Annotated in this window: 12 protein-coding genes and 2 tRNA genes; 8 read left to right on the forward strand and 6 right to left on the reverse strand. The window is 52.1% G+C overall.

Features of this window, described 5'->3' with window-relative positions; all coding sequences use genetic code 11:
- Positions 1 to 73 precede the first annotated feature (73 nt).
- On the forward strand, positions 74 to 1,489 hold the full coding sequence (gene gltX / locus OGV85_RS13820; RefSeq protein WP_003028281.1) for a glutamate--tRNA ligase: 1,416 nt from the start codon (positions 74 to 76) through the stop codon (positions 1,487 to 1,489).
- A gap of 56 nt (positions 1,490 to 1,545) precedes the next feature.
- Here gltX and OGV85_RS13825 read toward each other — a convergent pair whose 3' ends face one another.
- Together OGV85_RS13825 and OGV85_RS13830 are read right to left on the reverse strand one after the other, a co-directional pair.
- The gene (locus OGV85_RS13825; RefSeq protein ID WP_003028279.1) at positions 1,546 to 1,938 is read right to left on the reverse strand and encodes a MerR family transcriptional regulator; all 393 of its coding nucleotides are present in this window, start codon (positions 1,936 to 1,938) and stop codon (positions 1,546 to 1,548) included.
- A 1-nt stretch (position 1,939) separates the two neighbouring features.
- The gene (locus OGV85_RS13830) at positions 1,940 to 2,302 is read right to left on the reverse strand and encodes a YfeC-like transcriptional regulator (protein ID WP_003028277.1); all 363 of its coding nucleotides are present in this window, start codon (positions 2,300 to 2,302) and stop codon (positions 1,940 to 1,942) included.
- Between the two features lie 221 nt (positions 2,303 to 2,523).
- Between OGV85_RS13830 and OGV85_RS13835 the strand changes: the two genes are divergently transcribed.
- Both OGV85_RS13835 and OGV85_RS13840 read left to right on the forward strand, forming a co-directional pair.
- Positions 2,524 to 2,599 (forward strand) — tRNA-Ala (locus OGV85_RS13835).
- A gap of 42 nt (positions 2,600 to 2,641) precedes the next feature.
- A tRNA-Ala gene (locus OGV85_RS13840) sits at positions 2,642 to 2,717 on the forward strand.
- A 144-nt stretch (positions 2,718 to 2,861) separates the two neighbouring features.
- On the opposite strand, the gene nupC is transcribed toward OGV85_RS13840, so the two are convergent.
- Positions 2,862 to 4,064, reverse strand: a complete 1,203-nt coding sequence (gene nupC / locus OGV85_RS13845; protein ID WP_003028275.1) for a nucleoside permease NupC — start codon at positions 4,062 to 4,064, stop codon at positions 2,862 to 2,864.
- Between the two features lie 272 nt (positions 4,065 to 4,336).
- Between nupC and OGV85_RS24560 the strand changes: the two genes are divergently transcribed.
- Both OGV85_RS24560 and OGV85_RS13850 read left to right on the forward strand, forming a co-directional pair.
- Entirely contained in the window at positions 4,337 to 4,411 is a 75-nt protein-coding gene (locus OGV85_RS24560; protein WP_418219455.1) for a hypothetical protein, read from the forward strand.
- A complete protein-coding gene (locus tag OGV85_RS13850) occupies positions 4,408 to 5,646 on the forward strand; it encodes an Nramp family divalent metal transporter (protein ID WP_003028272.1) in 1,239 nt (412 codons plus the stop codon). Before OGV85_RS24560 ends, OGV85_RS13850 begins: the two co-directional genes overlap by 4 nt.
- Positions 5,647 to 5,678: 32 nt before the next feature.
- On the opposite strand, the gene ypeC is transcribed toward OGV85_RS13850, so the two are convergent.
- Together ypeC and mgrA are read right to left on the reverse strand one after the other, a co-directional pair.
- A complete protein-coding gene (gene ypeC / locus OGV85_RS13855; protein WP_003028268.1) occupies positions 5,679 to 6,005 on the reverse strand; it encodes a DUF2502 domain-containing protein YpeC in 327 nt (108 codons plus the stop codon).
- 137 nt (positions 6,006 to 6,142) lie between these two features.
- Positions 6,143 to 7,132, reverse strand: coding sequence for an L-glyceraldehyde 3-phosphate reductase (gene mgrA / locus OGV85_RS13860; RefSeq protein ID WP_061547540.1), 990 nt, complete (start codon positions 7,130 to 7,132; stop codon positions 6,143 to 6,145).
- Positions 7,133 to 7,313: 181 nt separating this feature from the next.
- Here mgrA and OGV85_RS13865 point away from each other — a divergent pair, with 181 nt between their 5' ends.
- Complete coding sequence (locus OGV85_RS13865; protein ID WP_061547539.1) at positions 7,314 to 8,966, forward strand: alpha-keto acid decarboxylase family protein; 1,653 nt, start codon at positions 7,314 to 7,316, stop codon at positions 8,964 to 8,966.
- On the opposite strand, the gene OGV85_RS13870 is transcribed toward OGV85_RS13865, so the two are convergent.
- Positions 8,967 to 10,202 (reverse strand): ion channel protein, encoded by a 1,236-nt coding sequence (locus OGV85_RS13870; protein WP_016150726.1) that lies wholly within the window; start codon positions 10,200 to 10,202, stop codon positions 8,967 to 8,969.
- 204 nt (positions 10,203 to 10,406) lie between these two features.
- Between OGV85_RS13870 and glk the strand changes: the two genes are divergently transcribed.
- Positions 10,407 to 11,372, forward strand: a complete 966-nt coding sequence (glk, locus tag OGV85_RS13875) for a glucokinase (protein WP_003028256.1) — start codon at positions 10,407 to 10,409, stop codon at positions 11,370 to 11,372.
- A 191-nt stretch (positions 11,373 to 11,563) separates the two neighbouring features.
- Positions 11,564 to 11,890 carry a PTS fructose transporter subunit IIB gene (locus tag OGV85_RS13880; RefSeq protein ID WP_061547538.1) on the forward strand — a complete coding sequence of 109 codons (327 nt, stop codon included), beginning with the start codon at positions 11,564 to 11,566 and terminating at the stop codon, positions 11,888 to 11,890.
- Positions 11,891 to 11,892 lie beyond the last annotated feature (2 nt).

Consider the following 11,892-nt stretch of genomic DNA (forward strand, 5'->3'; position numbering starts at 1 on the left):
GATAGAATACGAGCCTGATAATCTTCCCAGGATTTGCCGGTTGTCGGCATCTTTATAAACGTAAGGCCATTTCATGAAAATCAAAACTCGCTTCGCGCCAAGCCCGACAGGTTACCTGCACGTCGGTGGTGCGCGTACTGCTCTATATTCCTGGCTTTTTGCACGTAACCATGACGGTGAGTTTGTGCTGCGTATTGAAGACACCGATCTCGAACGCTCCACTCCGGAAGCTATTGAAGCCATTATGGATGGCATGAACTGGCTGAATCTGGAATGGGATGAAGGCCCGTACTTCCAGACCAAACGTTTTGATCGCTACAACGCCGTGATTGATGAGATGCTGGAAGCCGGTACCGCGTATAAATGCTACTGCTCCAAAGAGCGTCTGGACGCGCTGCGTGAAGAGCAGATGGCAAACGGTGAGAAACCTCGTTACGACGGTCGCTGCCGCCACGGTCATGAACATCATGCTGCTGATGAACCATGTGTGGTGCGTTTTGCCAACCCGCAGGATGGATCCGTTATTTTTGATGACCAGATCCGTGGGCCGATCGAATTCAGCAACCAGGAGTTGGACGATCTGATCATCCGCCGTACCGACGGTTCACCGACCTACAACTTCTGTGTGGTGGTCGACGACTGGGATATGGAAATCACTCACGTTATTCGTGGTGAAGACCATATCAACAACACTCCGCGTCAGATAAACATCCTGAAAGCGCTGAATGCGCCGGTACCGGTTTATGCACACGTGTCGATGATCAACGGCGACGATGGTAAAAAACTTTCTAAACGTCACGGTGCGGTCAGCGTTATGCAGTATCGCGACGACGGTTACCTTCCGGAAGCGCTGCTGAACTATCTGGTGCGTCTGGGCTGGTCCAGCGGCGATCAGGAAATCTTCACCCGTGAAGAGATGATCAAATTGTTCTCCCTTGGTGCGGTGAGTAAGTCTGCCAGTGCGTTCAACACCGAAAAACTGCAGTGGCTTAACCATCACTACATTAATGCGCTGGCACCGGAATATGTGGCAACGCATCTGCAATGGCACATTGAGCAGGAAAATATCGATACTCGCGTCGGCCCGCAGCTGTCTGAGCTGGTTAAACTGCTGGGTGAGCGCTGCAAAACGCTGAAAGAGATGGCGCAGAGCTGCCGTTACTTCTACGAAGATTTTGCTGAGTTCGACGCGGACGCCGCAAAGAAACACCTGCGTCCGGTAGCACGTCAGCCGCTGGAAGTGGTTCGCGATAAACTGGCTGCTATCAGCGAGTGGACGGCAGAAAACGTGCACCACGCGATTCAGGCGACCGCTGATGAGCTGGAAGTGGGTATGGGTAAAGTTGGGATGCCGCTGCGCGTAGCCGTAACCGGTGCGGGTCAGTCTCCGGCGTTAGACGTCACAGTGCATGCGATTGGTAAATCCCGCAGCATTGAGCGTATTAATAAAGCGCTGGCGTTTATTGCTGAGCGTGAAAGCCAGCAGTAAGATCGGTTGAGCGATGAAACAACGGCAGGAGCGCATCCTGCCGTTTTTTTTGCCTGTTATTCAGACTCATCAATACCCAGACGGGTAAGGAAAGTGCGAATACCTTCGCGAGAAATATACATTGCCAGCTTTTCTTGTTCCGTTGGGGACATGTTGTCCAGTGCGCTAATTATCTGGCGACAGGCGTGGCTACGCACCACGTGGTTGTATTCTGCCAACGGTTCCTCTGCCTGATAAATTTCAGGTACTTTGCGAAAAGCCGGAATATTGAGCAGAAACGTGCGGACGCTGGAGTCGATATGAATCAGCCTTGCACGACCCCCTTTAACGCCGGGAAACTTTTCGGTGGTCCAGTTTTGTTCTCTGATCCAACGATTGACGGTTTGTTTGGCAACTCCGAGACAGTCCGCCAGTTCTTCGGTCGTCATTTTGCTGCGTAATTTTTTCATATTATTTGTTGTCGCGGATCCCTAAGCGTTGTAATAAACCCGTAATGCCTTCACGCAGGATCAGTGACGTAAACATTTTCTGTTCTGACGGAGTCATCTCTTTGGCGAGCCTAATCAGTAGAGCTTCGATAGAGGTATCGCCTGATAACGATAAATTATCTGATAAACCTTCGGCTGAACGCTCAGCACTGCGAATGTATTCACGAACTTGTTCGGTGACGTGAACCAGACGCGCTTTACCGCCCTGTACGCCTGGTTTTGGTGATGTAGCCCAACCCTCCTTGCGCACCCATTTATTGATGGTCTGTCGGCTGTATCCGGTCAGATTAGCAAGTTCTTCTGGCGTCATCCGTTCCTTGAACATAACGATTCCCTGAATAGTCGTGGGGTTAATTAGTGGCTCATTTTATAGCACCATTTTAGTAGAAACCGTGACGCGTTTAACTACTGAATGCGAGTTGTTACGCAATGTTCTTCATTTGACTGCTTTTTCAGCGATTGAATTCTATGAGTTAATTTTGCCGTTGACACACGCGAAGGGAATTCATATGATGCCGCCCGTCAACTCGACAAGCTTTACGTAATGGGGCTATAGCTCAGCTGGGAGAGCGCTTGCATGGCATGCAAGAGGTCAGCGGTTCGATCCCGCTTAGCTCCACCAAATTTTATCCCAACGAATTTGGTATATACGTAAAAGCATCGTGGGGCTATAGCTCAGCTGGGAGAGCGCTTGCATGGCATGCAAGAGGTCAGCGGTTCGATCCCGCTTAGCTCCACCAAAATTTAAACCCTCGCTGAAAAGCGGGGGTTTTTTGTTTCTGCATCCTGTCGATTCTTACCGATATCTCTCCGCTCTGCTGAATAGCAGGCATAAAAAAGCCGGGGAAATTCCCCGGCCTCATCACTACGATGTTGTCTTACGCTTACAGCACCAGTGCCGCGATAGATGCAGACAGTACGCTCACCAGCGTAGAGCCGTACACCAGCTTCAGACCAAAGCGGGAAACTACGTTACCTTGCTCTTCGTTCAGACCTTTAATCGCACCGGCGATAATACCGATAGAAGAGAAGTTAGCGAAGGAGACCAGGAACACAGAGATGATGCCTTCAGCGCGCGGAGAGAGCGTAGAGGCGATTTTCTGCAGGTCCATCATCGCAACGAATTCGTTGGAAACCAGTTTTGTCGCCATGATACTGCCCACCTGCAGCGCTTCGCTGGACGGTACACCCATTACCCATGCAACCGGGTAGAAGATGTAACCCAGGATGCCCTGGAAGGAGATACTGTAGCCAAACCAGCCGGTCACGGTAGCAAACAGGGCGTTCAGGGCGGCTATTAACGCGATGAAACCAATCAGCATCGCCGCAACGATAATTGCCACTTTGAAACCCGCCAGGATGTATTCACCCAGCATTTCGAAGAAGCTCTGACCTTCATGCAGGTTAGACATCTGGATATTTTCTTCGCTGGCATCAACGCGGTAAGGGTTGATCAGCGACAGCACGATAAAGGTGCTGAACATGTTCAGTACCAGCGCCGCAACAACGTACTTCGGCTCCAGCATGGTCATGTACGCGCCGACGATAGACATGGAAACGGTAGACATCGCCGTTGCAGCCATGGTGTACATACGGTTGCGAGACATTTTGCCGAGAATATCTTTATAGGCGATAAAGTTCTCGGACTGACCCAGGATCAGAGAGCTGACGGCGTTGAAGGATTCCAGCTTGCCCATACCGTTCACTTTGGAAAGCAGGTAACCAATTGCGCGGATGATAACCGGCAGCACACGGATATGCTGAAGGATACCGATCAGGGCGGAGATAAAGACGATAGGGCACAGCACTTTCAGGAAGAAAAATGCCAGGCCTTGATCATTCATGCTGCCGAAGACGAAGTTTGTCCCCTCGTTGGCAAAACCGAGCAGTTTTTCGAACATTTCGGAGAAGCCTTTTACGAAGCCCAGGCCGACGTTGGAGTTCAGGAAGAACCACGCCAGTAACACTTCAATAACAAGCAGTTGAATAACATAACGAATGCGAATCTTTTTACGGTCACTGCTTACCAGCAGCGCAAGGATCGCAACAACGGCCAATGCCAATACAAAATGAAGGACGCGGTCCATATTTGCTCCAAATATGAGGCAGGTTTAGTTTTCGTGCACATTCTATGTAACAACCATAAAGAAAACGAGATCAAACACACACTATAATAAGGACCTGTGACGAGATTCAAAATTAGTGATCGGTGATACACTTCCGTTATGCTTTGTATCGAAGTGAAAAGTTATGTCATTGTGCTAATCTATAACAATAATTAAACATTTTACCGTTTTTCCCAGAATCCTTATCGATCCATAGACAAACACTATCAGAGAAATCAACTTCACCCATCAAAATGAATTTGATAATCATTCTCAATAGGCGTAGCTTGAAACATAGCAAAGGCTATGTTTCTGAGGCACTAAAATGACTAACGATCGCGTTGAGAGTAGCAGTGGACGGGCAGCGCGCAAGTTGAAGCTCGCATTAATGGGACCTGCGTTCATCGCGGCGATCGGCTATATCGATCCGGGCAACTTCGCCACCAACATCCAGGCAGGGGCCAGCTTTGGCTATAAACTGTTGTGGGTGGTGGTCTGGGCAAACCTGATGGCGATGCTGATCCAGGTGCTATCGGCAAAGCTTGGCATTGCCACGGGTAAAAACCTGGCGGAGCAAATTCGCGATCACTATCCTCGTCCGGTGGTGTGGTTCTACTGGGTGCAGGCCGAAATTATCGCCATGGCGACAGACCTTGCTGAATTCATTGGTGCCGCGATTGGCTTTAAGTTGATCCTCGGCGTGTCGTTATTGCAGGGTGCCGTGCTCACCGGTATCGCGACTTTTTTGATTCTGATGTTGCAGCGCCGCGGGCAAAAACCGCTGGAAAAAGTGATTGGCGGCTTGCTGCTGTTTGTGGCTGCGGCTTACATTGTGGAATTGATCTTTTCCCAGCCGAACTTCGCGCAACTTAGCAAGGGGATGGTTATCCCGAGCCTACCTAATTCCGAAGCGGTGTTCCTCGCCGCTGGCGTGCTCGGTGCGACTATCATGCCGCATGTCATTTATCTGCACTCTTCCTTAACCCAGCATCTGCACGGCGGAACACGTCAACAGCGCTATGCGGCCACGAAATGGGATGTGGCTATCGCCATGACGATTGCCGGATTTGTCAATCTGGCGATGATGGCGACGGCTGCCGCTGCATTTCATTTTAGCGGGCATACCGGTATTGCCGATCTCGATCAAGCGTATCTGACACTTGAACCGCTGTTGAGTCACGCTGCGGCGACAGTGTTCGGTTTAAGCCTGGTGGCTGCGGGACTTTCCTCTACCGTGGTCGGTACGCTGGCGGGGCAGGTGGTGATGCAAGGGTTTATCCGTTTTCACATTCCGCTTTGGGTTCGCCGTACGGTCACCATGATGCCATCCTTTATTGTGATTCTGATGGGATTAGATCCAACGCGTATTCTGGTGATGAGCCAGGTGTTGCTCAGTTTTGGTATTGCACTGGCGCTGGTGCCGCTGTTGATTTTCACCAGCAACAGTCAGCTGATGGGCGATTTGGTGAATACCCGATGGGTAAAACAGGTAGGCTGGGTGATTGTTGTGCTGGTGGTGACGCTCAATATCTGGCTGTTGGTAGGAACTGCACTCGGTTTGTAAAAACAAAAGGGCCCACAGGCCCTTTTGTTACATTAATGGTGGTGTCCGTGACCACGCCCGCGACCGCGGTGGTCGTCACGGTCATTCCAGCCTTCACGGTAGCCGCGCTCATAAGCTTTGCGTTTATCCCAGCCCCGATGATAGCCATTGTCATGACGCCACCAGCGATTTTTACGCCACTCATAGTTATTGTGCCAGTAATCCCGGTCGCGCCAGCGGCCGCCATCCCAGTAGTTACCGTAGTTATCGCGATCGCCAATTTGCAATTTTATTGATGGCAGCAGGGTGATTTCACCAGCGTTCGCGGCCAGCGGTGTAAAAGCCAATAAGACTGCCGCCAGAATCAGTGACCTGAACATGTTTTCTCTCCTTCACGATCGAGCCGTAGCCGGCCTGTTAACGTAATATTACGGGGCAGTAAAGCCCCGTTTCATCGCCTTAACTCTTAAATCGTAAGTGAGAGCACTTTTTGTTAATAAATGTGTCTTTATTTCAATCAACTCAGGATAGCATCAATCTCCGCGCACTCTTCAGACGTAAAGTGACGGTTTGCCAGCATGCCGACAGCGTCTTTAATCTGCGCCGTTTTACTCGCGCCAATCAGCACTGACGTGACTTTGTCATCCCGTAACACCCATGCCAGCGCCATCTGGGAAAGCTTTTGCCCGCGTCGTTCTGCCAGCGCATTCAGCGCCCGCACCTTCTCCAGTTTCTCTGGCGTAATTTGATCCGGGTTCAGGAAACGGCTGCCGCTTGCCGCACGAGAATCCGCAGGAATGCCGTTCAGGTAGCGGTCGGTTAACTGTCCGCCAGCCAGCGGTGAGAAGGCGATGCTGCCGACACCTTTTTCCTGTAACAACGACAGCAGACCGCCTTCGACCCAACGTTCAAACATGGAATATTTGGGCTGGTGAATAAGGCATGGCGTACCTAAATCGTCGAGTATTTCAATCGCCTGCCTGGCAAGATCTGCCGGATAGTTAGACAACCCGACGTACAGGGCTTTGCCCTGACGGACGATGTGATCCAGTGCGCGCATGGTTTCTTTGAGCGGTGTTTCAGGGTCGGGGCGATGGTGGTAGAAAATATCGACATACTCCAGTCCCAGGCGCTTCAGGCTTTGATCGAGACTGGCAATCAGATATTTGCGTGAACCCCAGTCACCGTAGGGACCTTCCCACATGGTGTAGCCCGCTTTAGTGGAGATAATAAGCTCATCTCGCCACGGTAAAAAATCTTCCTGCAGGATCCAACCAAAATTCCGTTCTGCCGAACCCGGCGGTGGACCATAGTTATTTGCCAGATCAAAATGGTTGATCCCCAGATCGAATGCGCGCTGTAATAATGCCCGACTGTTTTCGACCTGTGTGGTATCGCCAAAATTGTGCCACAAACCCAGCGAGACAATCGGCAGTTTAAGGCCGCTCTGACCGCAGCGGCGGTACTCCATTGTCTGATAACGATTTTCATCTGCGTGATAAACCATGTCACCCCCTTCCACAATGCGTGTGTCTTTCAGTGTATACGGTTACACCGTCTATTCTTCAATGAATTTTTACCGCCAAAACTGTAAATCCTGCTTTCCACCCCTTCACAGCGACTTTCCTGGACAGTCATCACAGTTCTTCGATACTCAACATGAGGTTACCGTCAGAAGGATAGCTGTCATGCAAACCCCGTATTCCGTTGCTGATTATCTGCTGGACAGGCTGGCAGGCTGTGGCGTCGGCCATCTCTTTGGTGTGCCAGGCGATTATAATTTGCAGTTTCTTGACCACGTGATTGAACATCCCAACGTATGTTGGGTCGGGTGTGCGAACGAGTTGAATGCGGCTTATGCGGCAGATGGCTATGCACGGGTCTCTGGGGTAGGGGCGCTGCTCACCACGTTTGGTGTGGGCGAGTTAAGTGCGATTAACGGTATCGCAGGAAGTTATGCGGAATATGTTCCTGTTTTGCATATTGTTGGCGCGCCCTGTCGCGGTGCACAGCGTCGTGGGGAGTTGATGCATCACACGCTGGGTGATGGTGACTTTCAACATTTTTACCGTATGCAGCAGGCGGTGACGACGGCGAGCGCGGTACTGGATGAACAAAACGCCTGTTATGAAATTGACCGCGTGTTGCGAGCAATGCTCATCGAACGCAGACCGGGCTATCTGATGTTACCTGCTGATGTGGCAAAACAGCCCGCCACACCACCGAATGACATCCTGATTGTTCCTCTGAGCGAGCCGGAGAGCAGTGTGGCAGAAGCGTTTCGCTACCATGCCCGTGAACGATTGCTGGACAGCCCGCGCGTCGCGCTGCTCGCGGACTTTCTCGCGCTACGTTTTGGTCTGCAGCCGGTTTTACAGCGCTGGATGGCGGAAACGCCGATGGCCCACGCTACGTTGTTGATGGGCAAAGGGCTGTTCGATGAACGTCATCCGGCGTTTGTTGGCACGTACAGTGCCGGAGCCAGTAGCGATTATGTTCGTCTGGCTATCGAAGATGCTGACACGATATTTTGTGTCGGCACACAATTTGTCGACACCCTGACCGCCGGGTTTACGCAACAGCTACCGCAGGAGCGCACCATTGATGTTCAGCCACATGCCTCACGGATTGGAACCAGCTGGTTTAACATCCCGATGGAGCAGGCGGTCACCACATTGCGGGAGCTGTGTCTGGAAATGTCGTTTTCACTGCCGCCAGAACGTCCGCCAGTTGCGCGCATTCAGGTTGAGAAGGGGCCTCTGACGCAGGAAAACTTCTGGCATACGGTGCAGCAGTATCTGGCGCCTAATGACATTATCCTCGTCGATCAGGGAACCGCCGCCTTTGGCGCGGCTGCGCTCTCATTACCTTGCGGGGCGGAAGTACTGGTCCAACCGTTGTGGGGATCTATTGGCTACGCGCTACCGGCGGCATTCGGCGCGCAAACGGCCTGTCCGGACCGTCGGGTGATCCTGATTATTGGCGATGGCGCGGCGCAGCTCACCATTCAGGAGCTGGGCTCCATGCTCAGAGACGGGCAATCACCCGTTATTTTACTCCTCAACAATGACGGCTATACCGTGGAGCGGGCCATACACGGGGCAAATCAGCGCTATAACGATATCGCCGCCTGGAGCTGGACGTTGGTGCCGCAGGCGTTTAGTCGTGAATGCCAGGCGGAATGCTGGCGGGTGAGGCAGGCGGTACAGCTGGAGGAAGTTTTGGCCAGGCTGTCCCATCCGCAACGATTGTCGTTAATTGAGGTAGTGCTACCGAAAGCCGATCTTCCTGAATTATTGCGCACGGTGACCCGTGCGCTGGAATCTCGCAACGGCGGATAGCTATTTATCAGGGCGTTCAGCGACCATCAACGGCTTGCCTGCCAGCAGCAGCCAGGCGGGCAGCATGACGATGCACAGCAGCGGCAGCAGGGTGGTATCTGGTACCACCACTGCTGCCATAAACAGGCTCAGCCAGGCGTCGCGGGTGACGACCAGCACCAGCCCGAGGATAGAGCAAGAAACCGTGATGGCAGCCGGCACCGCTTCAACATGGGCGTGCAGCATCAGACCCAAGGCGACACCAACGAATACCGCCGGGAATATTCGCCCTCCGCGAAAACCACTCGCTGCCGCAACTACTAACGCCGCCAGCTTAATTACGGCGAGCATGAAATAATCCGATGTCCCCAGCGTTTGGCTAAACGCCATCTGCTGCATTTCGTCCAGTCCCTTAAACAAGGTAAGCGGCCCGCCGATAACACCCAAAATTCCAAGGATAAAACCGCCTGCCCCGAGGATCAGTACCGGGTGTTTTAATCGATGCATTAAATGGTGCAAACGTGGCAGACACCAGACGGCTACCATTCCGGCAGCAATAGCGATTGCGGCAACAACCGCGCCGCTGAGGATATCGATCAAGTGCATCTGCGTGTAGTGCGCGATGGGCAGTGAAAAATGGGGGTGAAAAAACAGGCTGGTGGTTAGCGAACCCGCGGCCGCGGCCATTAACGGCGCGAACAGGCGATCCCACAAGGGCACATCGTTTGAGCTATTCAGCGTTTGCGAAAATATCAGCGCAGCGGCAACGGGGGTGCCAAATAGCGCGCCGATGGTGCCGGCAGAGGCGAGAATGGTCCAGTCCAGTTTCGCAATGCGGGGAAACATGCGGCTACCAAGTGCCACTGCCAGAGCGATATTTACGGTCATGATGGGGTGTTCCGGACCCAGACTGACGCCACCCGCGAGGCCAAGGATTAGCGCTGCCAGCAGGCCCGGTAGTGCTGACGTTGGCACCGGCATACCAATTAACGGTTCACAGGCCGGATCCGGACCTGCGTGACCATGGCTGTAACGGATAACTAACCCGACCATGATCCCCGTGAGCGTCAGCATACCGATAATCCAGACCGGAGAGTCCTGGGCTATACCGATGCTAACAGGCAGACGTTCCCACAAAAACTGCTGTAAAACGGAAGCCACTTTCATCACAACGATCAACACCAGGCTGGACGCTATGCCAATGATTAGCGCTGGGGTTGATAGCAAGAGCATCGTTCTGGCTCGCGGATGGAGCATTTTCTATTCCTTAAAACAGAGTCATAGACATAGTTTGCACAGCCTGCCTGACGGCATCGCTGCAAATGGTGCTGAAACGATAAAGTAATTGTGTGATCTGGATCGATTTTCCACGGGCATCAGCTTTCAGACCGTTGTTGTTATGTCCCCATGAATTTACAGTGTGGCAAAGATTTAATCTGACTTTAGCGGAGCAGTGGAAGAATGACAAAATATGCTTTAGTAGGGGATGTTGGCGGCACCAACGCGCGTCTTGCTCTGTGCGATATTGCCAGCGGCGAGATTTCGCAGGCAAAAACCTATTCCGGGCTTGATTACCCCAGTCTGGAAGCCGTGGTGCGCGTGTACCTGGATGAGCATAGCGTCAGCGTCGAAGATGGCTGCATTGCCATTGCCTGTCCGATTACTGGCGACTGGGTGGCAATGACCAACCATACCTGGGCATTCTCTATTGCTGAGATGAAAAAAAATCTGGGCTTTAGCCATCTGGAAATCATCAATGATTTCACCGCCGTGTCGATGGCGATCCCGATGCTGAAAAAAGAGCATTTGATCCAGTTTGGTGGCGCGGAACCTGTTGAAGGTAAACCGATAGCCGTCTATGGCGCAGGAACCGGGCTCGGCGTGGCGCATCTGGTGCACGTGGACAAACGCTGGGTAAGCCTGCCCGGTGAAGGCGGTCATGTAGATTTTGCGCCTAACAGCGAAGAAGAAGGAATTATCCTTGAAGTCCTGCGCGCCGAAATTGGTCATGTTTCCGCAGAACGTGTGCTGTCTGGTCCGGGGCTGGTGAATCTGTATCGCGCCATCGTCAAATCAGACGGGCGGTTGCCGGAAAATCTGCAGCCGAAGGATATCACCGCACGGGCGCTGGAAGATTCCTGCATTGACTGTCGTCGGGCGCTGTCGCTGTTCTGCGTCATTATGGGGCGTTTTGGTGGCGATCTGGCGTTAACCCTTGGGACGTTTGGCGGTGTGTACATCGCCGGTGGTATCGTACCGCGCTTCCTCGACTTCTTTAAGGCTTCAGGCTTCCGCGGTGGTTTTGAAGATAAAGGCCGTTTTAAAGCCTACGTGCAGGATATTCCGGTGTACCTGATTGTGCACGATAATCCTGGACTACTTGGCGCAGGTGCGCATTTGCGTCAGACGCTGGGCCATATTCTTTAATTCTTCAATCAGAAATCTGCAAAACCGCGTAAATCACGCGGTTTTTTTATGCCTGCCGCCCACCTTTCCGACCTTCGTCACACTTCCTGATTGCTGGATTATTTGTCCAGTAAAAGCATTATTTGTCTGATAACGGTTGTTACTTTCCTCGGACCATAATTTCACTCGTTAACTATTACGAGGAAATGATTATGAGTAAAAAATTAATTGCCGTCTGCGCGTGCCCAATGGGGCTGGCCCACACCTTTATGGCAGCTCAGGCGCTGGAAGAAGCCGCGGTTGAAGCCGGTTATGAAGTGAAAATCGAAACCCAGGGTGCTGACGGAATACAAAATCGCCTGACGGCGCAGGATATTGCTGAGGCGATGTTAATCATCCATTCAGTTGCCGTAACTCCAGAAGATAACGAGCGTTTTGAGTCGCGTGATGTCTACGAAATTACGCTACAGGACGCGATAAAAAATGCTGCCGGCATCATTAAAGAGATCGAAGAGATGGTTGCCGCTGAACAACAATAATC

Origin of the sequence: Citrobacter sp. Cf132 (genome assembly GCF_030333885.1) — a bacterium.
Taxonomy (GTDB): domain Bacteria; phylum Pseudomonadota; class Gammaproteobacteria; order Enterobacterales; family Enterobacteriaceae; genus Citrobacter; species Citrobacter freundii.

Coding starts and splice junctions, on each gene's coding strand:
- OGV85_RS13865 (WP_061547539.1), top strand. CDS start 7,314: ATGCAAACCCCGTATTCCGTTGCTGATTATCTGCTGGACAGGCTGGCA.
- nupC (WP_003028275.1), bottom strand. CDS start 4,064: ATGGACCGCGTCCTTCATTTTGTATTGGCATTGGCCGTTGTTGCGATC.
- ypeC (WP_003028268.1), bottom strand. CDS start 6,005: ATGTTCAGGTCACTGATTCTGGCGGCAGTCTTATTGGCTTTTACACCG.
- gltX (WP_003028281.1), top strand. CDS start 74: ATGAAAATCAAAACTCGCTTCGCGCCAAGCCCGACAGGTTACCTGCAC.
- OGV85_RS13825 (WP_003028279.1), bottom strand. CDS start 1,938: ATGAAAAAATTACGCAGCAAAATGACGACCGAAGAACTGGCGGACTGT.
- OGV85_RS13880 (WP_061547538.1), top strand. CDS start 11,564: ATGAGTAAAAAATTAATTGCCGTCTGCGCGTGCCCAATGGGGCTGGCC.
- mgrA (WP_061547540.1), bottom strand. CDS start 7,132: ATGGTTTATCACGCAGATGAAAATCGTTATCAGACAATGGAGTACCGC.
- OGV85_RS13870 (WP_016150726.1), bottom strand. CDS start 10,202: ATGCTCCATCCGCGAGCCAGAACGATGCTCTTGCTATCAACCCCAGCG.
- OGV85_RS13830 (WP_003028277.1), bottom strand. CDS start 2,302: ATGTTCAAGGAACGGATGACGCCAGAAGAACTTGCTAATCTGACCGGA.
- glk (WP_003028256.1), top strand. CDS start 10,407: ATGACAAAATATGCTTTAGTAGGGGATGTTGGCGGCACCAACGCGCGT.
- OGV85_RS13850 (WP_003028272.1), top strand. CDS start 4,408: ATGACTAACGATCGCGTTGAGAGTAGCAGTGGACGGGCAGCGCGCAAG.